This window comes from Streptomyces sp. NPDC016677 (assembly GCF_055562815.1).
In genome coordinates this window covers 55363-82022 of the sequence record NZ_JBVHEO010000022.1, presented here as the reverse complement: position 1 = coordinate 82022, position 26660 = coordinate 55363, and the positions used below count along the sequence as shown (strand labels likewise).

21 protein-coding genes and 1 pseudogene are annotated in these 26660 nt (G+C 71.4%); 12 read left to right on the top strand and 10 right to left on the bottom strand.

The features are described from left to right. The first annotated feature begins 519 nt into the window (after positions 1–519). The 10 genes from ACZ3IG_RS34165 to ACZ3IG_RS34120 all read left to right on the top strand — a co-directional run bounded on the left by ACZ3IG_RS34165 (position 520) and on the right by ACZ3IG_RS34120 (position 16255). A complete protein-coding gene (locus ACZ3IG_RS34165; RefSeq protein WP_308457808.1) occupies positions 520–1146 on the top strand; it encodes a hypothetical protein in 627 nt (208 codons plus the stop codon). 37 nt (positions 1147–1183) lie between these two features. After that, entirely contained in the window at positions 1184–3889 is a 2706-nt protein-coding gene (locus tag ACZ3IG_RS34160) for a helicase associated domain-containing protein (RefSeq protein WP_467437004.1), read from the top strand. Between the two features lie 113 nt (positions 3890–4002). Further along, on the top strand, positions 4003–5883 hold the full coding sequence (locus tag ACZ3IG_RS34155) for an ATP-dependent nuclease (RefSeq protein ID WP_467437002.1): 1881 nt from the start codon (positions 4003–4005) through the stop codon (positions 5881–5883). Next, positions 5880–7628, top strand: a complete 1749-nt coding sequence (locus tag ACZ3IG_RS34150) for a UvrD-helicase domain-containing protein (RefSeq protein ID WP_467437001.1) — start codon at positions 5880–5882, stop codon at positions 7626–7628. Before ACZ3IG_RS34155 ends, ACZ3IG_RS34150 begins: the two co-directional genes overlap by 4 nt. Before the next feature lie 343 nt (positions 7629–7971). After that, complete coding sequence (locus ACZ3IG_RS34145; RefSeq protein ID WP_467436999.1) at positions 7972–9189, top strand: DNA-binding protein; 1218 nt, start codon at positions 7972–7974, stop codon at positions 9187–9189. A 108-nt stretch (positions 9190–9297) separates the two neighbouring features. After that, positions 9298–10101 (top strand): TnsA-like heteromeric transposase endonuclease subunit, encoded by an 804-nt coding sequence (locus ACZ3IG_RS34140; RefSeq protein ID WP_467436998.1) that lies wholly within the window; start codon positions 9298–9300, stop codon positions 10099–10101. Continuing rightward, a complete protein-coding gene (locus ACZ3IG_RS34135; RefSeq protein ID WP_467436997.1) occupies positions 10098–12200 on the top strand; it encodes a transposase in 2103 nt (700 codons plus the stop codon). Before ACZ3IG_RS34140 ends, ACZ3IG_RS34135 begins: the two co-directional genes overlap by 4 nt. Before the next feature lie 86 nt (positions 12201–12286). Next, positions 12287–13252: a TniB family NTP-binding protein gene (locus tag ACZ3IG_RS34130; RefSeq protein WP_467437007.1), complete on the top strand. Its 966-nt coding sequence runs from the start codon at positions 12287–12289 to the stop codon at positions 13250–13252. Between the two features lie 244 nt (positions 13253–13496). Further along, positions 13497–15803, top strand: coding sequence for a helicase associated domain-containing protein (locus ACZ3IG_RS34125; protein WP_467436995.1), 2307 nt, complete (start codon positions 13497–13499; stop codon positions 15801–15803). After that, positions 15800–16255, top strand: a complete 456-nt coding sequence (locus ACZ3IG_RS34120; RefSeq protein WP_467436994.1) for a hypothetical protein — start codon at positions 15800–15802, stop codon at positions 16253–16255. Before ACZ3IG_RS34125 ends, ACZ3IG_RS34120 begins: the two co-directional genes overlap by 4 nt. Before the next feature lie 66 nt (positions 16256–16321). Here ACZ3IG_RS34120 and ACZ3IG_RS34115 read toward each other — a convergent pair. The 4 genes and pseudogenes from ACZ3IG_RS34115 to ACZ3IG_RS34100 form a co-directional block, all read right to left on the bottom strand. Then, positions 16322–16816: pseudogene (locus ACZ3IG_RS34115) on the bottom strand (transposase family protein); the annotation flags it as partial. Positions 16817–17198: 382 nt separating this feature from the next. Continuing rightward, positions 17199–17516, bottom strand: a complete 318-nt coding sequence (locus ACZ3IG_RS34110) for a zinc finger domain-containing protein (protein WP_467436993.1) — start codon at positions 17514–17516, stop codon at positions 17199–17201. Positions 17517–17706: 190 nt separating this feature from the next. Then, positions 17707–17865, bottom strand: a complete 159-nt coding sequence (locus tag ACZ3IG_RS34105) for a hypothetical protein (protein ID WP_467436991.1) — start codon at positions 17863–17865, stop codon at positions 17707–17709. A gap of 306 nt (positions 17866–18171) precedes the next feature. Further along, positions 18172–18879: a TetR/AcrR family transcriptional regulator gene (locus ACZ3IG_RS34100; RefSeq protein ID WP_467436990.1), complete on the bottom strand. Its 708-nt coding sequence runs from the start codon at positions 18877–18879 to the stop codon at positions 18172–18174. Positions 18880–18962: 83 nt separating this feature from the next. On the opposite strand from ACZ3IG_RS34100, the gene ACZ3IG_RS34095 reads away from it, so the two are divergent. Continuing rightward, entirely contained in the window at positions 18963–20159 is a 1197-nt protein-coding gene (locus ACZ3IG_RS34095) for an FAD-dependent monooxygenase (protein WP_467436988.1), read from the top strand. A 47-nt stretch (positions 20160–20206) separates the two neighbouring features. Next, entirely contained in the window at positions 20207–20410 is a 204-nt protein-coding gene (locus ACZ3IG_RS34090) for a hypothetical protein (RefSeq protein WP_467436987.1), read from the top strand. A 422-nt stretch (positions 20411–20832) separates the two neighbouring features. Here the strand turns inward: ACZ3IG_RS34090 and ACZ3IG_RS34085 are convergent, their stop codons facing one another. From ACZ3IG_RS34085 to ACZ3IG_RS34060, 6 genes are all read right to left on the bottom strand, one after another. Further along, on the bottom strand, positions 20833–21276 hold the full coding sequence (locus ACZ3IG_RS34085; RefSeq protein WP_467436986.1) for a VOC family protein: 444 nt from the start codon (positions 21274–21276) through the stop codon (positions 20833–20835). Positions 21277–21287: 11 nt separating this feature from the next. After that, a complete protein-coding gene (locus ACZ3IG_RS34080; RefSeq protein ID WP_467436985.1) occupies positions 21288–21659 on the bottom strand; it encodes a nuclear transport factor 2 family protein in 372 nt (123 codons plus the stop codon). Positions 21660–21877: 218 nt separating this feature from the next. Then, positions 21878–22681 (bottom strand): ester cyclase, encoded by an 804-nt coding sequence (locus ACZ3IG_RS34075; RefSeq protein WP_467436983.1) that lies wholly within the window; start codon positions 22679–22681, stop codon positions 21878–21880. Continuing rightward, positions 22678–24270 carry a GMC family oxidoreductase gene (locus ACZ3IG_RS34070; protein ID WP_467436982.1) on the bottom strand — a complete coding sequence of 531 codons (1593 nt, stop codon included), beginning with the start codon at positions 24268–24270 and terminating at the stop codon, positions 22678–22680. Before ACZ3IG_RS34070 ends, ACZ3IG_RS34075 begins: the two co-directional genes overlap by 4 nt. A gap of 123 nt (positions 24271–24393) precedes the next feature. Beyond that, entirely contained in the window at positions 24394–24804 is a 411-nt protein-coding gene (locus ACZ3IG_RS34065; protein ID WP_467436981.1) for a nuclear transport factor 2-like protein, read from the bottom strand. Between the two features lie 528 nt (positions 24805–25332). Further along, the gene (locus ACZ3IG_RS34060) at positions 25333–26535 is read right to left on the bottom strand and encodes an IS701 family transposase (RefSeq protein ID WP_467436979.1); all 1203 of its coding nucleotides are present in this window, start codon (positions 26533–26535) and stop codon (positions 25333–25335) included. Positions 26536–26660: the final 125 nt, after the last annotated feature.

Sequence of the window (26660 nt, the reverse complement as noted above, 5' to 3'; positions counted from 1 at the left end):
CGGGTACCACATCGCTGCGCGATGTGAAAGCGGGGCGGTCGCTGCGCTCCCGCTGGCCCTCGCGATGCGAGGGCGGTCCCCTTCCGCTGCGCTCCAGGGACCGGTGGGGCCGGCCGCTGCGCGCCCGGCGCGGCGCGCGATGCGCGGCCGCCCGCTTGACGGGGTGTCACGTGCGGCTAGTCGGTTATCCAGTACGGGAGTTGGGGAGTGCTCCGCACTCCCGGGGCGGGTTCGCTGCGCTCCCCCGCCTGACGGTCCTTCCGGCTGCGCCTCCAGAACCGTTGGGGCCCGCTGGCGCGGGCCGGGCTGGCTACGGAGGGTGGGGGTCGCTCGTTCGTGTCGGGTTCCAGTGTAGCGCGTGCATCCGTGAGATGCAGCATGTACCGTTGGCGGAAACACAGGACACCCCCCAACCGTCCGGGAACCTCCCCGGAATTCCGAGAGGAACGACCGCAGATGACCGGTCACCAGGAATCTACCGGACCCGATCCCGCTCTGAGCAGCGATTCTGTGCGCCGGGTGACGCAGTACCAGACAGCAGGCGTCAACGCCCGGCTCCGGCTGTTCGCGCTCCTGGAGGCGCAGGGCGTGCCCGCGAGCGAGGCGGACGACCTGGTGGCCGCACTGGAGGCCGGGGCAGTCGCCGGGGCGCAGTGCCAGGTGGTGGAGCTGGACGGGATGGCGCCGGCCTCTCGAGGCGAGCTGTTCGAGGACGGCTGGGACGAGGGCGTCAGGACCGTGAGCGAGGCCCTGGTGGGCATCGCGGACCGGGAGTGGTCCCGGCGCGGCGGCCGGTCGGCGGGGGCCGCTGAACTGGCCGTACATATCGCGGACGTGAGGAAGCGTGAGCGGGCCGACCTGGTGCGGCTGGAGAGGTTCATCCGGGAGGCCGTGCTGCCGGGCACTCACCCGCACACCACGGCGCGGCGCCGGGTGCTGGAGGCACTGGGCGAGGCCGGCGGTCTGTGCACCGCGCGGACGCGGAACGCGGACGGGGACGTCATCGTCTGCACGCTCGATGCCGGGCACTACGACCCAGACGACAAGCCGCCCTTCAAGGACGGTAAGCCGGGCGGCTGGCACAAGGCGGATGCGTCGATCTGGAACGACCTCGGTGCGGCCTGCATTCCGCACGCGGCCATCTGAAAGACCACGGGAATTCAGGCTCAGGGGAGGCAAGGAAATGTCAGCGATTCCGCTCAAGGAACACCAGGTAGACCAGCGTGCCGCGTTTCGCAGGTGGGTGGGATTCCCTGCAAGGTCATCTGTGCCCCCGCAGGGTGCCCGTGCCACGATCGTGTCAGCGACCGGCTCGGGTAAGACGATCATGGCTGCCGCGTGCGCGCTGGAGTCGTTCGCGGACGGCCGGATCCTCGTGACCGTGCCGACCCTGGACCTGCTCGTGCAGACCGCCCAGGCGTGGCGCGCGGTGGGCCACCGGGCCCCGATGGTCGCGGTGTGCTCGCTGGAGAACGACCCCGTGCTCAACTCGCTGGGGGTGCGGACCACCACCAACCCCATCCAGCTCGCCCTGTGGGCCGGGTCTGGGCCGGTGGTCGTGTTCGCCACGTACGCCTCTCTCGTGGACCGCGAGGACATCGACGCACCCGCGGGCCAGCGGAAGGTTCGCGGGCCGCTGGAGGCCGCACTGGCGGGCGGGGAGCGGCTCTACGGCCAGCGCATGGACGGCTTCGACCTCGCCATCGTGGACGAGGCCCACGGAACCGCTGGTGATCTTGGTCGGCCGTGGGCGGCGATCCACGACAACGCCCGGATCCCCGCCGACTTCCGGCTCTACCTGACCGCGACCCCGCGCATCCTCGCCGCGCCCCGCCCGCAGAAGGGCGCGGACGGCCAGGAAGCGGAGATCGCGACCATGGCCGACGACCCGAACGGGACCTACGGCGCGTGGCTCGCCGAGCTCGGGCTGTCGGAGGCGATCGAGCGGGAAATCCTCGCCGGGTTCGAGATCGACGTCCTGGAGATCCGCGACCCCTCCCCCGTCCTCGGGGAGTCGGAAGAGGCGCGGCGCGGCCGTCGCCTGGCGCTCCTGCAGACCGCGCTCCTGGAGCACGCCGCCGCGTACAACCTGCGCACGGTCATGACGTTCCACCAGAAGGTGGAGGAGGCGGCCGCGTTCGCCGAGAAGCTCCCGGAGACGGCAGCCGAGCTGTACGTCAACGACGCCTCAGACGAGGACCTGGCCGCCGCCGACCAGCTGCCGAAGTCCTCCATCGACGCGGAGTTCTACGAACTGGAGGCCGGCCGCCACGTCCCGCCGGACCGGGTGTGGTCGGCGTGGCTGTGCGGGGACCACCTCGTGACCGAGCGGCGCGAGGTCATCAGGCAGTTCGCCAACGGCATCGACGCGGCCGGGCGCCGGGTCCACCGCGCCTTCCTCGCCTCGGTCCGGGTGCTCGGGGAAGGCGTGGACATCACCGGCGAGCGGGGAGTCGAGGCCGTCTGCTTCGCGGACACCCGCGGCTCCCAGGTGGAGATCGTGCAGAACATCGGCCGCGCGCTGAGGCTCAACAAAGACGGCAGCACGAAGGTGGCCAGGATCATCGTGCCTGTGTTCCTGGAGCCCGGTGAGGACCCGACCGACATGGTCGCCTCCGCGAGCTTCAAGCCGCTCGTGGCGGTGCTCCAGGGCCTGCGCAGCCACGATGAGCGCCTGGTCGAGCAGCTCGCCTCCCGCGCCCTCACCCACGGCAAGCGCAAGGTCCACCTCCAGCGCGATGAGGACGGGCAGATCGTCGGGGCCGGCGGAGAGGGCGACGGCGAGGACCAGGAGCAGGACGACACCGACGCCGCTGCCGAGTCCGCCCTGCTGCACTTCTCCAGCCCGCGCGACGCGGCGACGATCGCGGCGTTCCTGCGCACGCGGGTCTACCGGCCGGAGTCGCTGGTGTGGCTGGAGGGCTACCAGGCCCTGCTGCGGTGGCGGAAGGAGAACGAGATCACCGGTGTCTACGCCGTGCCCTATGACGTTGAGGTCGAGGTCGGCGTCACGAAGGACTTCCCCCTTGGGCGGTGGGTGCACCAGCAGCGGAAGGCGCTGCGTGCGGGTGAGCTGGAGGAACGGCGCAAGGTCCTCCTGGACGCGCCGGAGGCCGGGATGGTCTGGGAGCCGGGCGAGGAAGCGTGGGAGGCCAAGCTCGCCGCGCTCCGGTCGTACCGGCGGGCGACCGGGCACCTCGCGCCGCGTCAGGACGCGGTGTGGGGCGAGGGCGAGGCGATGGTGCCCGTCGGGCAGCATGCGGCCAACCTCCGGCGGAAGGGCGCGAAGAACGGCCTGGGCAAGGACCCGGAGCGGGCCGCCGTGCGCGCGGCGCAGCTGACGGAGATCGACCCGGACTGGGACTGCCCGTGGCCGCTGGACTGGCAGCGCCACTACCGGGTGCTCGCCGACCTGGTCGACGCCGACGGCGTCCTGCCGGCCATCGAGCCCGGGGTGCTGTTCGAGGGTGATGACATCGGGCGGTGGCTCCAGCGGCAGATGAACCCGGGCGTCTGGGCGCAGCTTCTCCCCGAGCAGCAGGAGCGGCTGGCGAAGCTGGGCGTGCAGCCCGCTGAGGCCCCGGCGGCCGCGCGCGCGATGAAGGGCCCGAGCAAGGCGCAGGCGGCGTTCCAGCGGGGGCTTGCGGCCCTGGCGCAGTGGGTCGAGCGGGAAGGCGCGGACCGGCCAGTACCCCGGGGTCACAGTGAGCAGATCGCCGTCGACGGCGAGGCGGAGCCGGTGACCGTGAAGCTGGGTGTGTGGATTTCGAACACGAAATCCAGGAGGGACCGGCTGGACGCCGACCAGCTCGCCACCCTCGCAAAGCTCGGCATGGACTGGGCCGGACCGGTGCCGGTCGTGGAGGCCACCACGGACAGCAGCCCCTGACCGCTACGCCGTTCCGCAAAAGGTGCTGAAACAGCGGGCAGACCACGTCATGCAGTGCATACGATCATCTGATCACTGTTGCTCTAGGTGACAGGCCAGGTGGGGGGCGAGCGGTGTACGTAGCCGAGGTGTTGGTAGAGCGATTTCGATCGTGCGAGCGGGCACAGATCCCGCTGCGGCCAGAAGTGACGGTGCTGGTCGGAGAGAACAACGCGGGCAAGTCTTCCGTGATCGATGCGCTCCGACTGCTCACAGACCCCCTGGACGGCCGCCGAATGCGCTACTTCGAGGAAGCCGACATCCTCACGGCCGCGGCCGCACTGGGCGGCCCCAGCCTGCAGATGGATGTGGCCGACATAGGCCCCCAGCACGGCGGCGCGTATCTGGAGGCGCTGCTGCCCGAGGGGACCCCCGACAGCCGTACAGCGCGGTGGCAGGTGTCCTGGATGCCACCGCAGCCGGGCGGCCGCCGGGGGAGCACCGTCTGGGCACAAGGCGTGGGCCTCCCCGTCACAATCGAGCCTCCCGCGCGCGGGGGTGTGCGGCATGTCTACCTGCCCGCGCTGCGCGACGCGGAGCGGGAGTTGGCCTCGGCGGGCGGGGACCGGGTGCGGATGATCCTGCGCGGGCTGCTGGGGGACGACGAGCAGGTCGATGCCTTCGTGGAGCGGATCGGCACCGAGCTGAAGAAGGTGGCGGCAGACCCGGATGTGGCCAGGGTCAGCGAGAAGATCAACGAGCCGCTGCGGGACCTGACCGTGGGTGCGCATCCTCAGGTGACTGAACTGGCCCTGGCCGAGCCCACCTTCGTATCGATCGCCCGGTCGCTGCGAGTGCTGCTGGGTGATGCCACCGGCCAGCCGTTTCCGCTATCGGCTTCGGGACTGGGCTACGCCAACGCCCTGTTCATCGCCACGGTGATGGCAGAACTGGACGCGGCAGCGGAGGCTGACCTGACCGTGCTGTTGGTCGAGGAGCCTGAGGCGCACCTGCATCCGCAGCTGCAGACGCTGCTGCTGCGCTATCTGCAGCAGCGGGCGCGGGCCTCGCGCCGCCGGCCTGCCAGTGACCCGTCCCAGCCTGCCGGGCATCTGCAAGTTGTGGTCACCACCCACTCCCCGATCCTGTCGGCTGCGGCCAGCGTGGAGAATCTGGTGGTCATGGCCCGGTGCCCGGCTGGGCTGTCCGACGGCTGGCAGGCACGGCCCTTGCCCATTCCGCGGCTGCGTCTGAGCCCGGACCGGGTGCGGCATCTGGATCGCTACCTGGATGCCACGAAGAGTGCCCTGCTGTTCGCCTCACGGGCGATTCTGGTTGAGGGCATCTCAGAGCTTCTTCTACTGCCTGCCCTGGCCGAGCGTGTCCTTGCCGCCGGTGCTGGTGTCAGTGGCCCGGCGGCCCGGGAGGCGTCCGAGGCGCTGGAACGGTTCTTCGGTACCACCCGGGTGATCGTGGACGGCGTCGGGTTCGAGGTCTACTTGCGGGTGCTTCTGGCGCCCGTGGACGGTATGAGCCTGGGGCGGCGGGTGGCGCTGATCACTGACACGGACGTGGCACCCGATCAGCCGGAACCACGCCGATTGCAGTCGCTGCGGGCGCTTCCGCTGCGCTGGGGTTCTCCTGGTGAGCTGCACCTGGCCGCGGCGCCCCGGACGCTGGAACCAGCCCTGTGGTCGGCCGACAACATCGCTGCGCTGGAGGCTGCGTTCTTGCGCTGTGCGCCGCGCTCGCAGGAACGCTGGGAGCAGGTCGTTAAGGCAGCGGATCCAGCCCTGGCGTTCGGGGAGTTGTTCATCCCGAAGACCAGCCGGACCATCACCGGCACGGACGGGGAGATCCTGAAGGGCACCGAGATCTCCAAAGGTCGGTTCGCCCAGGAACTCGCCGATGTGCTGGCCGATCCGACAGTGGGATTCACCGTGCCCGCCTACCTCGCGGACGCCATCCGCTTCATCACCGCCACCGTCAGCACCGCTGGGGTGAGCACGCCATGAGCGAGCCGAGCCATCCAGGGGTGATGTTGGCCGACGCCGAGGCGCAGCAGAAGACCGCGACGGCCGCGGCCGCCCCCGCCTACGTGCCCGCCTGCCCAGGCGCGGGCAAGACGCATGTGATCACCAGCCGGCATCTGCAGTCACCTAGGCAGCTGCTGCGCCAGGGACGGGCCTTGATCTCCTTCACGCGGGTGGCGCGGGATCAGATGGCCCGCCGCTGCCGCCAGGCGGGCCGCGCCGACCTGGTCCAGGCACCGCACTTCATCGGCACGCTCGACTCGTTCTTGTGGGAGTTTCTGGTCAAGCCCCGGCGCGCGGCCGAGCCCGTGCCCCGGCTGGTGGAGTCGTGGGCGAGCATCAAGGCCCCGGTGGAGGGCGTGGACCGGGAGATCTCCCTGCACCGTTTCCCCATGGCCTTGGACCCGTCGCAGGATCCGGCGCGCGAGTCGGTGGTCTGGGACAAACTCGACTACGACACCCGGCAGCTCATCGAGGCCAGCGCCTACAGCCGACCGGCATGGCAGGAGAAGATCTTCGCCACCCGCAAGTCGTGGTGCGAACAGGGCTACTTCACCGGGCACGAGGCGCGGGTGCTGGCCCTGTGGAACCTGCGCAACGCCGAGGCCTCCGCCAGATTGCTGGCCCCGCTGCGCTCCCGCTTCTCGGAAGTCGTCGTCGATGAGGCCCAGGACTGCTCCGCCGCCGACCTGGCGATCCTCCAGCTACTGCACGACGCCGGCCTGCCGCTGGTCCTCGTCGGCGACCCGGACCAGGCCATCTACGCCTGGCGCGGCGCCGAACCGCAGGCACTGGAGGCCTTCGCGGCCCGCCTGTCCCCCACCCCTCACCGCCTGACGGGCAACTGGCGTAGCTCCCCCGTCATCTGCCGCCTGGCCGCCACCCTGCGCACGGGACAGCGCCCGCCGGACACGTCCGTCGTGCGCGACGACGACATTCCCGTCCTGCTGCTGCCCACCCGGTTCGCCGGCTCCGGCAGCCGCCACCTGCACGCCTCGACCAGTGACGGCATCGTCGACGCCTTCCGTGCGCTCGCCGAGGAGTACGCCATCGAGGCCAAGGACTGCCTGGTGACCGCCTACAAGTACGCCACTCTGCCAGGCATCACCCGGGAAAAGCCCAACACCAACGCCATCACCACCCTGGCCTGGGCCCGCACCGTCGCCCACACCCCAGGCGCCTCCGGCGACGACCTCACCCGGGCCTGCGCGATCGCCGTGCGCGTCCTGTTCGGCTACTGGTATCCGGGCGAAACCGGCGGCCCCGACCGCAGCATGGTTACCCACCGCCTTTCGGCGGGCCAGGTCAACCGCACGGCCTTCGCGTTCCTGCACAGCCTGCCTGCACCCCACAAGGAATGGGGTCCGCAGGTATGGCAGGCCATGAAGGCCTGGCCCCCTCTGCCCGGGGCCGCTCCGCAAGGCGGCAAGGGCCGCCCGGCCGGAAAACCCACGGTGTCCCGTCCTCAGCCAGCCACCGGCATCCGCACCAACATCGTCCATCAGCTCAAGGGCGACGAAGCCGACGGGGTCCTGCTGTTGCTGCCCGATCCCGGGAGCGTCCAGCGCTGGGCCACCTCGGACCCAGCCACCGACGAGGTGCTGCGCATCTGGTACGTCGCCGTCACCCGCGCCCGCCGCCTGGCCGCCATCGCCCTGCCTGAGGAAGAGACCGAGGCACTGGCGAACCTGCTGGGTGGGCGCCGGGTGCCAGTCCGCATCGCCTAACCCCTGTCCTGGGGCCAGAGGTTTGGGACCGGGAATGTGTGGGCCGGCGGCGGAACGGCGCCCACCGCCGTCGTACGGTGAGGCACCCATCTGTGGTTGGCAAGGCCAGGATGGACATTCTTTGCCTCACCCCCGCGCGGATCGCGGAACACGAGACCATGGTGGAGTGACCTGCTACACCAGCCCTCTGCGGATTGCTCCTCTACGGAGGGAGACGACTTCGTCGCTGATCTGCCGCATCGCGAGCCGCTACGGGCTGGAAGCACAAGCGCTGCGGGCGTGCTGGAAGTGGCGCAACTACCCGCCTGGCCATGAGGGCGGAGGCGCGCGGGCCGACGCCGAGGTGCTGCTGAACGCAGCCGGACGCAAGCTCCTGGCAGACCTGTGCGGCGTGGAGGAGGACGTGCTGGCGCGGGCGTTGCCGTCCTGGGGAGGGGGGGACGCACGGCTGCGCGCCGAAGATGATGATCCGGTGGGGCTGTGGCGGACCGGTGGTGCGGTGGCCGGTCCCGTGGCGTTCGGCTGCCAGCTGTGCGCGGCCCGGCGCACGGGGACAGCTTTCCGGGCGATGCGGTACGCCCTGCGGTGGGATCGGGTGTGTGTTCGGCATGGGCGGTGGCTGTTGGACGCGGATGCCGACCAGCCGCTGGAGTATCTGGATCTGCGTGGCCTGCCGGAGGTGGTGGCGGCGCAGCGTCGGTGGGCCTCGGTGGCGCGGCGGGCGGTACGGGCCGGGGCCGAGCCGGAGCGGGTATTCGCGCTGGCGCGGGCGGTGGTGGCCCGGTGGTGGGAGCAGGCCTACGGCTGGGAGCGGGAGACCATCTGGCCGCGGCGCCTGCATCTGGTCGCGGGCGGGGATGCAGGTGGGGATCTGGAGCGGTGGCGGATCGTGGGGCGGGACGCGGTCGTCTTCCCCGAAGTGGTGACGGTCGCGGACGCGCTGCTGGACCCGGCTATGGCGGATCTGGTGTGGGTGGACAGTGGTGCCGGGCGGCCGCGGGCGCTGCCCGCCGACGGGATGTTCTGCCGCAGGCTCGGCGAGCGGCTGGGACGGGGATGGCTGGGGCCGCTGGCCGCGGCGGACCACGGTGGGCCGCTTCTGGCGTGGATGGGCAGCGTCATCCGCCTTCGACGCGGCGCCGGCGGGCCGCCGGGGTACGACAACGACCCGTGGTGGCTGCGCCGGGAACACCTGGCCGTGACCATGGCCGGGCAGCTGCGGGTGCTGGGCAAGGAGAAGAGGGCGCCCGGGTCGGGGACGATGTGGCGGGCTGTGGTGCCCGCCGAGCAGCGGATGCTGATCACCAGCACGCTCGACAGCGTCCAGGAGCAGCTGCTGCAACTGCGTGGGGCGCACAGCGGGCCGACCGCCGACGTCGCCCGGCGGCTGCTGCGCGGCCTCGGCCACAGCGCCGCTCTGATCGAGAACGCGTGGAAGCGGACCGCCCTGGCGGCGGTGAACGGCGGCGTGCCCCTCCAGGAGGTGGCCCAGTGGGCTGACATGTCCGCCGAGACGCTCCGCCAGATGCTGGCCGCGGACGGGCAGGAGGCGGGCGGCTGAGCACGGTGTGCCAGGGAGAAGTCGGCTGTTAGCTGATACGGCACTCGTTCGTGGCAGGAACGCTGAAAACGGCGGTGTGTGTCGGCGGGAGCGGCTTGGCTGACGCGGGTGACCAGCACAGAAGCAGCCCGGAGCCGGGCAGAGCGGGCGGCCGTGGGCCGCTTGGGCGGGTTCGAGGCGGTGTTCCTCGACCCGGTGGGGCAGGCGGTGCAGCAGCGGTGGGCAGATGCCGCGGTGACCGTGGCGTTCGAGGAACTGCCGCCGGTGTCGGCGTTCCCGGCCGTGCCCGGGCGCCGGTGGGGGCCGGGCCTGTGGTGGTCGGCGACGACCGGGCGGCACGTGGCCGCGGGGTCGAACGCGATGCGCACCCAGCTGATGGTCCTGGACCGCGACCGGGACGTGACCGGGCTCGCGGGGCGGCCGGTACGGCTGCTGTGGCGTGACCGGCGCGGGCGGATGCGTTCCTGGGTGCCGCAGCTGTTCGCCCGCCGGGCCGACGGCACCGCGCTGCTCGCCGACTGCCCCGGTCATCTGGAGGCAGGCGGTGAACGCGCGAGGAATGCCGCCGATGCGGTCGAGCAGGCGTGCGCGGATGTCGGCTGGGCCTACCGGCGGCTGCCGCCGCTCGACGACGTGCTGGCTGTCAACCTGAAGTGGCTGGCCGGCTACCGGCACCCTCGCAACGCCGGCCGTCCTGCTCTGGCGGCGGCGGTTGCGGGGGCCTTCAGGCGGCCGCGGCCGCTGATCGAGGGAGCGGGGGCGGCAGGTGACCCGATCGAAGTCCTGCCCGTTGTCTTCCATGGCCTGTGGCACGGGCAGCTGACGGCCGGCCTCACGACGCCGCTGCACGAACGGGCCCTCGTCGGCCCGCGCGACTGGAACGGCCCGGGCATGCAGGGAGGGGCGAGGTGAGCGCGCGGCGTGGTGCCCGGCCGGCCGTGAAGCCCGGCGCGCGCGTCCACTACGGAGGCGTGACGTGGCAGGTCGTTGCCCTGTCGGGGCAGGAGATCCATCTGGTCGGGCCGGACGGCGGCGGGCAGGCCGTGCTCGCCGGGCACCTGTTCGCCGATCCCGGCTTCGCCGTCATCGGCGCCGATACGCCGCAGGCGGCCCCGCAGTGGGGGCTGTTCGAGACCGCCCCCGCTGCGGCACGTGAGAAGGCGCTGGCCTGGCAGCGGCATGTGCGGGAAGTCGAGTGCGGGCTCACCGGCGGGCCCGGCAGCGGCGGAGTGGTCCGGCCGCAGTACGACCCGCAGCGGCACACGCTGGCCGAACGCGAGCAGGCCAAAGCGGCAGAGCTGACCGCGCTGGGTTTTGGCCGGGTGTCGCGCACCACGGTGCAGCGCATGCGCCTGGCCTACCGCAAACAGGGCCTGTGGGGGCTCCTCGACCACCGCACCACCCGCACCTCCAGCCCCACCGGGCGGGCCGACGAACGGGTCGTCGCCGCCGTGCGCGAGGCACTGCGCCGGCGCCGCAGGCGCTCCAAGGGCACCGTCAACGGCCTGTTCCCGCTGATCAACCAGATCCTTGCCGACCGGCACGGCCCCGGCACGGTCCCCGCACCGTCGCAGGCCACGCTCTACCGGCTCGTCACCGCTCTGGCCCGGCCCGGCGAACTGCCCACCGGACCCGTGCGGCAGGTGCCGGCGAGCGTCGACGGGCGGGCCTTCACCCCCGCCACGGCACTGCGGCCCGGCGAACAGGTCCAGGTCGACACCACCCGCCTGGACGTCCTCGCCCTCTTCGACGACGGACGCCTGGCCCGCCCGGAGCTCACCATCGCCGTCGACGTCGCCACCCGCGCCATCCTCGCCGCCGTGCTGTGCCCGAGCGCAACCAAAGCCGTCGACGCCGCCCTGCTGCTCGCGGAGATGGCCGTCCCCCACCCCGCCCGGCCCACCTGGCCCGACATCCTGCGCATGGACCACGACCCCGCGCTCCCCCACCAGCGGCTGGCCACGCTGGACGAGCGTCTGGCCGGGGCTGCGGCCCGGCCGGTCGTCCTGCCCGAGACGATCGTCGTCGACCGCGGCAAAGTCTTCGTCTCCGCCGCGTTCACCGCCGCCTGCGAGCACCTGGGCATCAGCGTCCAGCCCGCCCCGCCCCATGCCCCCACCGCGAAAGGCATCGTCGAGCGGACCTTCGGCACCATCAACCACCTGTTCTGCCAGCACCTGCCCGGCTACACCGGCTCCGACGTCACCCGCCGCGGCCCCGACGCCGAGAAAGACGCCTGCTACAGCGTCCCCCAGCTCCAAGACCTCCTCGACGAATGGCTGGTGCACTACCACCACCGGCCCCACGAAGGCCTGCGCCACCCGCTGATGCCGAAGAAGGCCCTCACCCCGAACCAGATGTGGGCCGCGCTCGTCGCCGTCGCCGGACACGTCCCCGTCCCGCTCACCGGCCACGACTACCTCGAACTGCTCCCGGTGCGCTGGCAGGCCATCACCCCCGCCGGCATCACCATCCACCACCGCACCTACGACCACGATCTCCTCGCCCCCTACCGCGGCCAAACCTCCCCCGTCGCCGGCCGGGGCGGGAAATGGGAGATCCACTACAACCCCCACGACGTCCGCCAGATCTGGGTACGCCTCACCGACGGCGAACTGACCGAAATCCCGTGGATCCACCGCGACCACGTCCACCAGCCGTTCAACGACCACACCTGGCAGCACATCCGCACCCACGCCCAGCACAGCAACCACGACGACCCCCAGCAACACGAAGCGGCTCTGGCCGACGCCCTCGACCAGCTCATGCGCCGCGTGACCAGCGGCCACGCCACCACCGCCGAGCAAGCCCTCCTCGCCCGCGCCACAATGCCGGTCCCCGCCGCCCGGCCCCCGCACCACGGCACCGCACCCGCCACCGGCGAGCCTGCACCACACGACGAGGACGACAGCATCGACGACCTCGACGACCTCCCCGACGACGGCACCCGCCCCGCCGCGGCCACCGGATTCGGGCTCTACGACGCATATGAGGAAGCCGAAAAGTGGTGAACACCCGCCCCCGCCCCGCAGCGCATCATCCGGGCAGCGCACCCGCCGACGCGGACAGCAACAACACGGCCGAGGTGTCCTGGCCCCTGACCACCTGGCAGGGCTGGCACCACTTCGCCACCACCGACCCCGTCTCCCCGCCCCAGCCCGGCGACCCGCCCCGCAGCACCGACGAACGCATCGCCTACCACTCCGCGTTCGTCACCATCCGCACCCCCGCCCTCAGCCAGCTCACCACCCAGGTCCGCACCCTGATGATCCTCGGCCGCCACCAGCAGACCACCGCACGGCCCTCCCTCATCGTCACCGGACCCGCCGCAGCCGGGAAAACCACCGCCCTGCTCAACGTCGGCCGCGCCTGCCACCTCGCCCACACCCGCAAAAACCCGCCCCCGCCCGGATCAGCCCACGGAGCGGCACCCGTCGCCTACATCCTGGTCCCGCCCGGCGCCACCGCGAAAACCCTCATCACCGAGTTCGCCCGCTACCTCGGCATCCCCACAACCACCCGCATGACCCAGACCCAGATCACCGACGCCGTCTGCCACACCTACACCCACGCCGGCGTCCAACTCGTCCTCATCGACGAAATCCACCGCCTCAACCCCCGCACCACCACCGGCGCCCAGACCGCCGACCTGATCAAAGACCTCACCGAACGCCTGGCCGCCACCTTCGTCTACGCCGGCATCAACGTCACCGACACGCCACTCTTCACCGGCACCCGCGGCGCCCAACTCGCCGGACGCGCCACCCTCATCACCTGCGGCCCCCTCCCCGCCCGCCACGGCACCCGCCACCCCTTCCGCGACGTCATCACCGACATCGAAAACAACCTCGACCTCCACCACCACAAACCCGGCACCCTCCCCCGCCACGCCCCCTACCTCCACCAGCGCACCGCCGGCCGCATCGGATCCCTCACCCGCCTCATCCGCCAAGCAGCCATCACCGCCATCCACGACGGCACCGAACGCATCACCAAAGCGGCTATGGACGCCGTAACCCTCGACCACCTCGCCGAAACCCACCACCGCCCCCGCACCCGCTAACCCCCACCCACCAGGCAAAACGGCGCTGACCAGCAAAAACACCAAACGAGCCATTACACGCCAGAACTACCTACAACCCACCCCGCCACACTCCACACAGAGCACACAACCCCAGCTCACATCCCCACCCACCCCGGCCCAGCCGCCCACTCGACTTCTCAGCAAACCCACAACACCCGAAGCCAGCAACCACTCGGCACACCAACAAACCCTCCTCCGAGCGTTAGAGCTCCACGCGGGCCGTGTGCTGGTGCTCGTGCCCTCGCTGGACCTGCTCGCCCAGACCGAGGCCGCGTGGCGCGAGGGAGGCCGCCGGGGGCCGATGATCGGAGTGTCCTCGCTGCGCGGTGAGGAGGTGTCCTTCCCCAACACCACGGACGTGGACGAGCTGGTGGAGTGGACGCGGGGCCTGGACAAGGTGACCGTCTACGCCACGTACGCCAGCCTCGGACTGGGCACGCTGGAGCGGGCGCACGCCGGGGGCCTCGCGGCCTGGGTCCTGATCGTCGTGGACGAAGCCCACCGCGTTTCGGGCCGGATCGGGAAGCCGTGGGCGGTCGTTCACGACAACCAGAAGATCCCGTCCCTGCGCCGCCTCTACATGACGGCCACGCCCCGGCTGTGGCAGCTCGGGGGCGAGGACGAGACCGGCGCCCCCGGCGAGCTGGTCGCGAGCATGGAAGACGACCCCGAGGGCCCCTTCGGTAGCCGCTGCTTCACCCTGACCCTCTCGGAGGCCATCGACCGGGGAATCTGTGCCCCCTACCAGGTCGTATGCGTGGACGTCACCGACACCGCGCTCCAGGCCGCGCAGCTCCTGGGCGCCGAAGGCCGCTCGGCAGAGGTCCGCGGGGCCCGGCTCGCCGCGCTCCAGACCGCCCTGGTGAAGGCGTCGGCCGAGGAGGGCTTCCGCCGCACGCTGGTCTTCCACCACCAGGTCCGCGAGGCGGAAGCGTTCGCGGCCGGCCTTCCGGACGTCGCCGCGCAGCTGCACGCCGCCGACCCGGAGCTGTACCCGAAGACGATCTGGGCGGACTGGCTGTGCGGCGACCACAAACCGCTCCACCGCCGCCGGCTCCTAGGCGAGTTCGCGGCCGGCATCGCCACGGACGGCGCCCTGGTGGAGAAGTGCTTCCTGTGCTCGGTGAAGGTCCTGGGCGAGGGCGTCGACACCAAGCACTGCGACTCCGTGTACTGGGCGGATGTGCACGGCTCCATGCCGGACCTGGTCCAGGCCGTAGGCCGGGCGCTGCGGATGCAGCCGGGCGAGGGCAAGGTGGCCTCGCTCGTGGTGCCGGTGCTGCTCGGGCCGGGCGAGACGGCGGACAACATGCTCACCTCGCGGGCGTTCGGCGGCCTGGCGAAGCTCCTGGAGGCGCTGCGGGCGCACGACGGGAGGATCGTGGAGAGCCTCGCGGAGCAGCAGGCCCCGAGTCGCTACAAGCCGGTCAGCAAGGACGACAGCGGCGAGGGCTCCGGGGGCGTCAGCGCCCCCGCCAAGGCCCTGCTGAAGTTCTCCACGCCCCGCGACCCGGCGCAGCTGGCGGCGTTCATCAACCTGCGCGTCCTCGACCCCGAACACGAGCACTGGCGGCGCGGTGTGGAGGCCGCCGTCATTTACGCCCGCGAGCACGGCGACTTGAAGGTGCCGTTCACGTTCCGCGTGCCCGCCGTCGACGACCAGGAGGCGGAAGGCGCGGGGTGGCCGGCCTCGCTCGCCGGGTTCCCGCTCGGGCAGTGGACCGCCGACGCCCGAAGGTTTTACGCCCGCGGCGACATGGACGAGGACCGCGCCGCGCAGCTGGAGAAGCTCGGCATGATCTGGAGCCACTACGACGTCGCGTGGGAGGAGGGCCTGTCCGCCGCGCGCGGGTGGGCAGCCGAACACGGGCACCTCCTGGCCCCACTGGACGCCACCTACCAGGGATACCGGGTGGGCATCTTCCTGAAGAACGCGCGGGCCGCCGCCCGCAAGGCTCAGGAGATCGAGCAGCGGCGTGCCGAAAGGCTGCCGGTCCAGTCGTCGGCCGGGGTGCTGTCGGAAGAGCGGCGCGAGCAGCTGGAGGAGATCGACGCGTCCTGGTGCCCGAGCTGGCCGGTGACATGGCAGCGGTGCTTCCACCTCGTTCGCATGCACCTGGACGCCGGTGAGACGCTGCCCACCGAGGCGGGCGACGTCGTGCGCCAGGGCGAGGATCTCGGGCGGTGGGTCCAGTCGGTCCGGCTCGGGTGGGACCAGCTCACCACCGTGCAGCAGTGGATGTGCGAGCAGGTCCTCGGCATCGAGCCCGCCACCGAGGACGAGAAGCCCAAGCGCCGTACACAAGCCGACAAGTGGGCGATGAACTACACGGCCGCCAAACAGTTCTACGAGCGCGAGGGGCATCTCCAGGTTCCCCGGAAGTGGGTTGAGCGGATCGTCGCCGGCGAGGAGCAGGAAGAGCGGGAGCACAAGCTGGGTGCCTGGATCGGGAATCAGCGCAGCCGGGCGGCGACGCTGACGCCGGAGCGGGTGGAGCTGCTGTCCGCCATCGGCATGCGGTGGTCGTGATCGGCGTCGTGGTCCTCGTGTCCGTCTTCGCGCTCGCGGTCGGCTATCTGCTCGGGAGGCTGCGCCCGTGGCAGCGGCTGGGCGACTGGGCGGCCGATCAGGTCCGCTTCGCCGGGACGTGGGTACGGGGCGGCACCGGCCGCCAGACCGTCGTCGTGGTCCACGCCGTCACCGCGCCGCGCACCAGCTGGCGCATCCTGCGCGCCCCCGGCCACCGAGACCCGAGCACCGACGCCCGTACGCGATCCGGACTGGGTCGCCAACCGCACCCGTACCGACCAGGGAGGTACCGCGTGAGCACCGAGCAGCACGAAGCCACAGGGGCGCGGTTCACGGTCTTCCAGAGCCTGGCCGCCGCCGCCATCGGGCACGGCCAGTGGAGCCGACCAGGGCGATCGTGCCCGACCCTGCTGTCGCCTCCTGGGCTCGGTCTCGTGCACGGCGCCAGCTAAGCACGAAACTCAACTCCCTGTGGGGGGAGGCATCATACGTGTCCGAACCTGGAGTCACTCAGCGGGTGCCTGGATGATGCCGTGCTCGCGCGCGGCCCGGACGTCGTGGACGGCGCCGGCCAAGGCTGGTGAAGCCCACATCAGACGCCCCTTCGGATCGGCTATGACCTGCACGTTCATGCCGTGCTTCTTGTGTTTGCCCGAGTAGAACGGGCGGTCGGCGGCGATTCGGTCGATGGGCAGGAGAGTCCCGTCGAGGATCACATACGCCTTCGTCGACGCCGCTCGTACGGCTTCGGCGAGGGTGGGGGCGAGGGCGGCGAGGAGGTTGACGGCCTCGGTGATGTATCGGTAGGCGGTGGTGGTGCCGATCCCGAATCCGGCCGCGAGCTGGGCGTAGGGCTGGCCGTGACGCAGGTGGGCGAGGGTGAGCAGGGCCTGTCGCCTTGCGTTCAGGCGCCGCCATCGGGTTCCGAGAGCACGGCGGTGTTCTTTCAAGCGGGCAGCGAGGAAGCGCAGGGCCGAGCTGGACACGTCGACGCCGGACGGGTAGACAAGCATGTGAAGCCTTTTGGTGGAGACGGTTCTCTTGGTCGGAAACCCATCTACCAGGGGCTTCATCTGTCTGTCAGCCCAACCACCCGCCTGGCAAGTGAGGTTGGAAAGGGCTCACTGTCTCGCGTGCGAGACGCCTCGGTGCCGGCGGCGACGGCGCTGTGGGCGCGGCGAGGGATCGGGCGACGTCCAGCAGCCGGTAGGCCCGGGCGCGGCTGATGCCGAGCTTTGCAGTGCAGTACGACTCCCAGCTGCTGTGCCCGAAAGGGAGCCAGATGCGGGCGACGTGCGCGTCGCGGACCCGGGCGGCGAGCACCGCCACGGGAGCGCCGGACGTCGTCGATCGCCTCGTGCAGCCTGGCCGTCATCTGTCAGGCGCGGGCCGCGGTCAGCGGCGGCCTCGCCGGTTCGGCGCCGTGCTCCTGGTCCTCGTTGCTCGGCAGGTCCGGGTCGATCGGCGCCGGCGGCGGGGTACCCGGCCGCCACGGCCGGCCCGGGCCACGGTCGGCGGGGGGGTCGGCACCCGCAGCGCCTTCTTCAGCCGGGGCACCATGGTGAAGCGGCGGGTGTGGTAGGCGGAGGCGACCGCGCCGCCGCGCGAGCGGCACGGCGAGCCGGGCTGAGCGTGACACTTCGGACAGGCATGCTGTTCGACGTCGTCCGCGTCCGACCGGTCGGACGCGGAAGGCTGCTGAGGGCCCGTCATGGGCCCGGATTTTCGCACAATGCAAGTCTCTGCAGGGGGTCCGTCCCGCTTTTGAGTGAGAACGGGTTCTGCGAACGAATCCGGGTCCGGCGGGGGTGCAGCGGCTCGTGATGGATCTTGCTCGCGCAAAGGACCGTTTGTGAGAGTAACCTCGCGTACAGCTCTGCCTCTTGCTCGCCTTCAGTGAAGATCACCAGCGGTCGGCGGGTACGACCCCGGCCGTCTGTTCGAGCTTCGCAAGCAGCAGCTTGCGGTCGCCGACCGCGTCGTGGGGGCCGCCGAGCGGCTGATCGCGGTACGCGCCGCGCTTGACCGGCCGCAGCCCGCGCCACACCGCGTACGGCACCATCGCGTCCTCCCGCCGGACCCGGCCGAGCCACCGATCGACGGCTGCGGCGTCGCCGTCGTGGTGACGGCTGCTCAGGCGCCTGCGCCGCCCGCCTCCTCAGCCTCGACGCTGTCGATCGGCCATGATCTGCGTGCGTACTTCGCCCATGTCTGCCTTCCGTGACTGCACGATGACCTGCTCCACTACGGCAATGGCTTCGTCAACGAGGTCATCCGCGAAGCGCTGCGAACCGGGGGTGACGTGGTGGTCGTCAGCAAGGGCGGCGGTGCTCGCCTTAGAGAGCGGGTGCCGCCGCCGTCTGTCTGGTCAGTGCGGCGCAGCGCGAACCTTGCCCAGCACCTTGAGGACCTCCTGGGCGGCCGCGTCCATGGCGACCGGCTTCGAGTCGTCGCCGGCGGCGAAGGACCTCTTGACCGCGTGGGCGAGCAGATCCGCACGGCACTCGAGGCCGGGCGACTCCTCTTCGGGTACGACGCCGCTGGTGAGGAACCCCGACAGGATCGCGTCGATGCCGTAGACCTGGTCCGCGGCCGGCACGTCGGACGGCAGCGTACCGACGCACCGCCAGGCCTCGACGAGGTCGACGAGGAGGGCGTAGTGCCCGATCTCACGGGCCAGCGGGTTTCCCTCGCGCGTCTTGGCGAGCGCGCCGAGCACGTCGCCGTCGTTCGTCCGGATGGCGTGGGCGAGTGGGTTGCGGGCCATCTGCAGGAAGGTTTCGCGCACCACGCGGTCGGGCAGCGCGGCGGCCGGATCCTCCTCGATCTGCTCGACGACGACCTGGACAACGTCCTGGAACTCCCGCCTCAGCAGCTCGGCGAACAGCACTTCCTTCGTCTTCCAGTGCAGGTAGACGGTGCCCTTGCCGATGCGGGCGTGACGGGCGATCTCGCCGACGGTGACGCGCTTGTAGCCCCAGGCGAGCAGGAGTTCCCGGGCGGAGGCCAGGATGCGCTCGGCGCGTACGTCCTCGGGCGCAAAGGCAGCGGTGGCCTCGGAGGATTCGGTGTTCATGCCCCCAAGGATCGCACCACCGGACTGCCGTGACCAATTTTCGAAAATGGTCATCGGGTATCGATCAGGTGTACCGTCGAGTCGTGCCCACACGAGAGACCCCCCAGCAGTCCACCCATCAGCCCACTCGACCGCGCCGCCGCGCCCTGATCGTCGGCTCCGGCATTTCCGGCCTCGCCGCTGCCCTGACCCTGCACCGGGCGGGATGGGAGCCGGTGATCGTCGAGCGCGCCCCGGCCCGCCGCACCGGCGGCTACTTCGTCCGCTTCTCCGGGCCCGGCTACTCGGCCGCCCAGCGCCTCGGCCTCCTCGACGCGCTGCCGAGCCGGCTGGCCCCCGAGGGGCGCGGCTTCGAGATCGACACCAGTGGCAAGCTCACCCGGGGCATCAGTTTCCCGGCCGAGTCCGGCGGCACCCCGCTGCGGATCCTGCTCCGCAGCGACCTGGAGCGCGCCTTGTACGAGGAGGTCTTTGAACTGGTGGAGATCCGTTACGGGGTCGGGCCCGCCGCGATCACCCAGAACCGCCACGAAGCGACCGTCACCCTGACCGACGGCAGCGTGGAGACGGCCGACCTGGTGATCGGCGCCGACGGCATCCACTCCACCGTCCGCTCCCTGGTCTTCGGCCCCGAGGACCTCTACCGCAAGGACTTCGACCACGTCGTGGCCGCCTGCATCATCGACGGCGAGCTGCCCGGCGTACGCGACGGCGACACCCTGATCGCCTCCGCCCCCGGCCGCTCGGCCTGGATCAACACCTACACCGACGGCCACCCCCCGGTCGCCTTCCTCCTCTACCGCACCCCGTGGCCTGCCGCCGAGTGCCGCCGCAAGCCCGCCGAGGCCCTGCGCGAGGCGTTCGGGAACTTCGGCGGCGAGATCGTCCCGGCCATGCTCGACGCGTTGGACCACTCCGAGTCCGTCATCTTCGACCAGGTCAGTCAGATACAGATCAACCGCTGGAGCCAGGGCCGGGTCGTGCTGCTCGGCGACTCCGCCTGGTGCATGACCCTCTACTCCGGCCAGGGCTCCGGCATGGGCATCGCCGGCGCCGAGGTCCTGGCCCGCACCCTCGGCGAGCACGACACCGTGTCCGCCGCACTCGGCGCGTGGGAGAAGGAACTGCGCCCGCTGACCGCCAAGTACCAGAAGGGGGCCCACCGCATGCAGCACTTCTTCATGCCGGTCAACCGCTTCGGCTACACCGCCCGCCGCGGCCTGATCCGCGCGATGTCCACCCCGGTCGGCGGCAAGCTCGCCAAGGCCATCATGCGCTGACTCCGCCTCGCGACGGCAGCGCAGAGCCCGCGCCCCCGAACCCAGCGGTGAACAACCAACCGGAGTGCTCCGACCGGGCGCGGGCGGCGGCGAGCTGGGCTGTCGTGGCCGCGGTCGGCACCGGCTGGCCGACGCGGTACAGGGTGATCGTGGACCTGCGGCCGGTGCCGTCCCGGCCGTCGACGGTGGCCGCGGGCGGGCCCGGCTGGCGCGGCAGGTCCATGGTCTTGAGCTGGGCGGCGGTCGCGTAGATCCGGACCGGGACATCCCGTCAGGCCTCAAAGTGCGGCACGGATTCCTTCTGGCAAGGGACACGGGTGCGTGCTGGTTGACTGGGGAACGCTGGAGGCGGGGGCCCCGGCAACTGCGATGCCGGGGACCCCGACGTGTGCAAGGCGGTCAGCCGGCCGGGGCTGACCCACAGGGTTCTAGCGGGGCTCGCGGGCCAGGGCGCGGAGATCGTCGTCCGGGTGGCGGTGATGGGCCCGGACGGGCCGGACGGGGGCTGCTTCGACGCGGAGGGGACGCTGCCCTGGCAGGCGGACGGCCGCCGCGCCGCCCGGCAGCCGGGGGCCGCGCGGTCCGGGTGCGCCGGGCCGGGTTCGCCGCCCGTGACGGACGGCCGCGCGGTCCGGCCCGGGGTGTGCCAGGAGGTGTCCCCGGGCCGGCCGGGTCAGGAGTACGCGGCCAGCTCCGCGGGCGTCTGGTCCCGGTAGCCCTGGCTGACCTCCACCACCACCCCGTCGGGGTCGGTGACCCAGATCGTCTTCCAGCCGGGGATGACGGAGTCGAAGGCGAGCGGCCCGAGCGAGAGCGTCAGTTCGCCCTCCGCCTCCCGCCAGAACGCGTCCACGTCGTCGACCTGGAAGGCGAGGTGGCGGGCGATGCCGGGGTGGTCGGGCCCGTCGTCGCCCGAGGTGAGCAGCGGGGGGTTCGCCGACCTGAACAGCTCCAGGTAGACGTCGCCGCTGCGCAGGAAGACCACGCGGACGTCGCCGTCCTCGATGACCCGGGCGCGGCGGAAGCCGAACCAGCGGGTGTAGAACTCTTCGGTCGCGTCCTGGTCGGCGCAGTTCAGGCCCACGTGGGACCAGCGGGCGGTAACCGGTGCGGTCATGGCGGCCGCCCTCACTTCCCGGTGACGGGGGCGAACGGCACGGTGTCGTGGACGTTCGTCATGTAGACGATGTGACCGTCGGCGACCTGGAAGTAGTTGCACACGTCGGCCTCGACGGCCACGCCGCTGTGCGTACGCGCCGAGATGTGCGACACGACCGCCGCCCGGTCGCCCTGGACCACGGTGTGGACGGGCCGGTTGGCGAACTCGGCGTACATGTCCGGGAAGCCCTTCATCATCTCGCGCAGCGTCTCGCGCCCCTCGACGTGGCCCGCGAGCTGCTCGTCCATGGTCTGGTCCTCGGCGAACAGGTCGCACCAGGGGTCCCAGTCGCCGGCGTTGGCGAGGGCGTAGTAGCGCTCCACGATCTCCGTGGTGTTCATGCTGTGCTCTCCTTCTGCTGGTGGGAGGGTGCTGCTCGGTGCCGGCCGTACTGGCCGTACTGGCCGTACTGGCCGTACTGGCCGTACTGGCCGTACTGGCCGTACTGGCCGTACTGGCCGTACTGGCCGTACTGGCCGTACTGGTCCGTGCGTGTGGCGGGGCCGGGCGGGCGCGGTGGGCGCCGTCGCCGGGTGTCCGCCCGGCACCGGGCGGCCGGTCACTCGGGGAGGGGTACGCCGGTCTGGTACATCAGGCCCGTGGTGTCGGCCTGCACCCAGCGCTCGGCGACCTTGCCGTTCTCCAGGCGGTAGACCTCGATGCTGGTCCAGCTGACGGCCTTGCCGGTCGGCTCCTGGCCGAAGAACGGGGCGATGTGGCGGCCGTTGAAGGTGATGTGCATGACGACCTTGTCGCCGTCGGCGGCGTAGAGCTGGTCGGTGGTGACGTGGAAGTCCAGGGCTTCGTGGGCGGCGCGGATGATGCCCTTCAGCTCTTCCAGGCTGGCCACGTCCCAGGCGGGGTTGCGGTCGACGAAGGTCGGGGCGAACAGGTCGTCGAGGTCGTCGTAGCGCCTGCTGTTGACGGCGTCGCTCACCTGCTGGACGACGGCGATGTTGGCGGCGTCGGAGGACAGTTGCTCGCGCAGGCCGAGGAGGTCGTCCTGGGCCCAGCGCTCGACGAGCACGCCCTGGGAGACCCGCCATATCTCGGTGGTGCTCCAGGTGACGTCACGGTCGGTGGCCGGGAGCCCGAAGGCGGTGCCGACGTGCTTGCCGGTCAGCCGCACCCGGGTGACGATCCGGTCGCCGGCCTCCAGGATCTCCTCCAGCTCGCCCCGCAGGCGCAGGGACTCCCTGGCGTCGCGGAGGGCGGTCTGGTAGGAGTCGATGCCCTTGATGTCGAAGCCGGGGTGGTGGTCCACGAAGTCGGGGGCGATCACCTCGGCGATCGTCTTGTGGTCGCCGCTGTTGAGCGCGGTCAGGAAGCGCCGGTAGACAGCGGTGGGGGAAAGGGTGTTCATGCCGTTTCTCCTGTCGGGAGTGGGTGTGTCCTGGATCGGAGAATCAGATCGGCGGCCTTTTCGCCGATCATGATGCTGGGGGCGTTGGTGTTGCCGGCCACGATGTCCGGCATGACGGAGGCGTCCGCCACCCGGAGTCCGGTGACGGCGTGCACGCGCAGTTCGGCGTCGACGACGGCCGCGTCGTCGGTGCCCATGCGGCAGGTGCCCACGGGGTGCCACAGGGTGGTGGCGTTGGCCCGGACGAACGCGCGCAGCTCCGCGTCGGTGGTGACCTGGGGCCCCGGCGCCAGCTCCGCGCCGCGCACCGCGTCGAAGGCGCTCGTGGCGGCCAGTTCGCGGGCGAGTCCCACCCCGTGCAGCAGCACGTCGAGGTCGGCCTCGTCCGCGAGGTAGTTCGCCTCGACCCGGGCCTGGTCCCACGCGTCGGCGCTCTGGAGGGTGACCCGGCCGCGGCTGCGGGGGCGCAGCGCGATGGGGGCGAAGGTGAACCCGGGGCCCTGCCACTGCCCGGCCGGAGCCGTGGGCGGCAGGAACTTCACCGGTCCGAAGGTGAACTGGAGGTCGGGCGGGCCGTCCGGGTCCGCGGCCGGGGTCCTGGTGAACAGCCCGGCCTCGGACAGCAGCGCGCCGGGCGGGTGCTCGCCGCGTGCCTGGTAGCAGACGGGTACGAAGACGTGGTCCTGGAGGTTGGCCCCGACCCCCGGCAGGTCCGCCAGGGTGCGGATGCCGTACCGGCCGAGGTGCGCGGCCGGTCCGATGCCGGAGAGCATCAGCAGCTTCGGGCTCTCGAAGGCGCCCGCGCTGAGGATCACCTCCTGGGTGGCCGCCACGGTGTGGGTGCGGCCGTCCTTGACGTACTCGACGCCGGCGGCGTGGCGCCCGTCGAAGAGGATCTGGGTGACGCGGGCCTCCACCTGTACGTCGAGGTTGGAGCGGTCCAGGGCCGGGCGGAGGTAGGCGGTCGCCGCGCTGCTGCGGCGCCCGGCGGCGGTGCGGGTGGTCTGGTAGTAGAACCCGCCGCCCTCCTGGCGGACGCCGTTGTAGTCGAGGCCGGTGCCGGTGTGGCCGAGTTCCCGGGTGGCGGCCACGAAGGCGCGGGCGGCGGGGCTGGGGCGTTCCAGGTCCCTGACCTGTACGGGGCCGCCCCGGCCGCGGAGCGGGGAGCCCTGCCCGGCGTAGTCCTCGGACCGTTTGAAGTGGGGCAGGACGTCCTCGTAGGACCAGCCGGGGTTGCCCCGCGCGTTCCACCGGTCGTAGTCGGCGCGGCTGCCGCGTACCCACATCAGGGCGTTGACGGAGCTGCTGCCGCCGAGCACCTTCCCGCGGGCCACGGGGATGCTGCGGCCGTCGAGCCGCTTCTCGGGGGCGGTGCGGTAGCCCCAGTCGATCGTGGGGCTCCACGGCGAGGTCAGCAGGGAGAGCACGGAGTCGGCGTCGGTGGCGTGGATCTCGGGCCGGTCGTCCCAGCCTCCGGCCTCCAGGAGCAGGACCGAGTGCCGGGGGTCGGCGCTGAGCCGGGCCGCGAGGGCCGATCCCGCCGACCCGGCGCCGACGACGATGTAGTCGGCTGCCCGGCCCCCGCTCATCTCGGGCTCCTGGGCGGGCGGGTGCCGGCCGCCGGCCGGCGGGTGGGGCGGCCGGCGGGGCAGCCGTGGTCGGGTGAAGCGGTCATGGCGTCTCCTGGGATCGGTGGGGGGCGTCGGGGCCGGTCAGCCGAGGCCGGGGACGGGCACGGGCGTCATGTCGCCCACGCGGTACCAGGAGATGCGCAGCCGGGAGCCGGGGTCGCGGCGCAGCCGCCACTCCTGGTTCACGCGGAACGCGGACCTCTTGCCGTCCTCGGTGGTGGTCGCCGTCCAGACCACGGTCAGAGCGACGTCGACCGTGTCGCCGCGGGTCTCGTGGTCGAGTTTCTCGACCACGTGGCTCTGGTCCTCGAACGCCTTGCCGACCACGCCGTACCAGTCGGTGAAGTCGGCATGGCTGCGCAGCGTGCGCTCGGGGAACGCCATTTCCAGGTTGTTGTCGATTATTTTGGGGAGTAAACGCTCGACGGGTTCATGGCGGCTGAGTTCGTCGAACCATTCCTGCACAAAATTCTCTACGTTCTTCTGCTGCACGGGGAATCATCCTCGGGATGCTGGAAAGAGGGGGGTGGGGGGCGTCGCGGGTGACTTCGAGCGGAGTCCTGGGGGGACATCCTGATAAATGTCGAAGGTGTGGGGGAATCCGGTTGCGGACAGCGTTCCGGAGCGTCGGTCCCGGTGGTCGGTGATCCGTGGGCGGGCGCTCGGCGCGGGCAGTTCCCCGCGCTTTCCGGATTCCGTGTCCGGTGTCCAGTATGGAGCGGACAGGGTGCCTGCCGCGTTCTTCGCCGATGGCGGGGAACTACTTTTGCAGGTCGATTCGGAGGGACCCGGCGCAAAGGCGGGACCGGGTGCGGGCGCGCCGTCCGCCGTCTTCGCCGGGGCGCGCGGGAGGGTGTGCGGTGGCGGGAGCCGGCCGCGCGGGGGTGTGCGGGCGGCCTCGGATGCCGGCCACTCGGGGGTGCGTGCGGCGGCTGCCGGAGCCGGCCGCGCGGAAGGGTGTGCCGCGGCCGCTGGTGCCGGCCGCGCGGTGCCTGCCGGGCTCTCGGCGCCGGCGGCGGGTCATGCGCTGAGGTCGCGGTGGGCGCCGGCCGCGGCCAGCGGGCCCGGGTGCGCCGCGGCCTCGCGCAGCGCGCTGTAGGCGGCGGCGGTCGACACCATCGTCATGTGGTGGTGCCAGCCGCGGAAGGAGCGCCCCTCGAAGTCGCGCAGCCCGAAGTGCGTCTCCAGGCACTGCATCCCGGCCCGGCTGCGGGCGGACAGCGAGACCAGGGGCATGACCTCCTCCAAGAGGCCGCCGGTGACATTGGTGAGCCAGAAGCGCGTCGGTTCCTGCGCCGCGCTGATCTCGCCGATCAGTCTGACGGGCTGCTGCTGCGGCGGTTTGACGAGCCGGGCGGCCGTCGGGACGCGGACGTACTGGGAGATGAGCCGGCCTCTTCGCGCCCTGGTGAGGGAGAGGGCCCCGGCGCCGCGCTGCGCCCCGCTGCCGGTGGCGTCGCGCAGCACGTCACGGGCGTGGGTGACCGGGCGCGCCGGGTACGCCGCGGCGTCGCCCTTGGTGACGGGGAAGGAGGCGTCGACCTCCACGGCGTAGTCGATGCCCCTGGCCGTCAGCCAGTTGACCAGGCGCGCGGCGTCGGGCAGGTGCCGCAGGTTGCCGATCACCGGGGCCGGCGAGAGGTGCCAGCGGGTGCCCATCTCCTCCAGCATGTCGGTGATCTCGGCCCACTCGGGCTTGCCGTACACGTTCTCCGGGATATAGGCGGACCGCCGGAAGGCCGCCTCCTCCCGCCACTTTCCGTGGAGGGCGATGCGCCAGTCGACCGGCACGCTCATGGTGTCGGAGGTGAGCACGACACCGAGGCCGAGCTGGCTGTTGACGGTGCGTCCGAGTTCGGGGACGAAGCGCTTCTGGACCCCGACGGAACGCTCGCCGCGCTTGGGAATGACGACGCGTTCGACCGACCACGCCTGGGGGCGGCGGCTCGCCTCCGCGTGCCGGGCCAGCAGGGCGCGTACCGGTTCCCAGTCCCAGGGGCTCTGGTTGATGAATTGCTGGAGTGATTGCTTGGCCTGGAAGATGGGGAGGCTTTCGGCGATACGACGGACGGACTTTTTACCATCCACCATTAAGAGTCCGCGCAGGTACACCTCCGCCCACCTGCGCTGATCCATCCGCGGCATCGGGCTGAAGATTTCACTGGCGAATGCGGAAACGTTGTCACATGCGAGGGGTGAGATATCAGCGTTCAGTATTGACATTCCTGTCCTCATTCCCGGGAGAGGGGCACGGCAACAGCACCGATACTCCCCACAGGCATCTCGCGACGGGCAAGTGCGACTTAACGTAGTCGTGGACGATCGGTTTACCCGTCGATTTCACTGTC

Bases quoted from the DNA above. Each gene is read 5' to 3' on its own strand.
- ACZ3IG_RS34075 (WP_467436983.1), bottom strand. From the start codon at position 22,681: ATGAACACCCTTTCCCCCACCGCTGTCTACCGGCGCTTCCTGACCGCG.
- ACZ3IG_RS34100 (WP_467436990.1), bottom strand. From the start codon at position 18,879: ATGAACACCGAATCCTCCGAGGCCACCGCTGCCTTTGCGCCCGAGGAC.
- ACZ3IG_RS34150 (WP_467437001.1), top strand. From the start codon at position 5,880: ATGAGCGAGCCGAGCCATCCAGGGGTGATGTTGGCCGACGCCGAGGCG.
- ACZ3IG_RS34080 (WP_467436985.1), bottom strand. From the start codon at position 21,659: ATGAACACCACGGAGATCGTGGAGCGCTACTACGCCCTCGCCAACGCC.
- ACZ3IG_RS34060 (WP_467436979.1), bottom strand. From the start codon at position 26,535: ATGTCAATACTGAACGCTGATATCTCACCCCTCGCATGTGACAACGTT.
- ACZ3IG_RS34110 (WP_467436993.1), bottom strand. From the start codon at position 17,516: ATGACGGGCCCTCAGCAGCCTTCCGCGTCCGACCGGTCGGACGCGGAC.
- ACZ3IG_RS34085 (WP_467436986.1), bottom strand. From the start codon at position 21,276: ATGACCGCACCGGTTACCGCCCGCTGGTCCCACGTGGGCCTGAACTGC.
- ACZ3IG_RS34105 (WP_467436991.1), bottom strand. From the start codon at position 17,865: ATGGTGCCGTACGCGGTGTGGCGCGGGCTGCGGCCGGTCAAGCGCGGC.
- ACZ3IG_RS34160 (WP_467437004.1), top strand. From the start codon at position 1,184: ATGTCAGCGATTCCGCTCAAGGAACACCAGGTAGACCAGCGTGCCGCG.
- ACZ3IG_RS34070 (WP_467436982.1), bottom strand. From the start codon at position 24,270: ATGAGCGGGGGCCGGGCAGCCGACTACATCGTCGTCGGCGCCGGGTCG.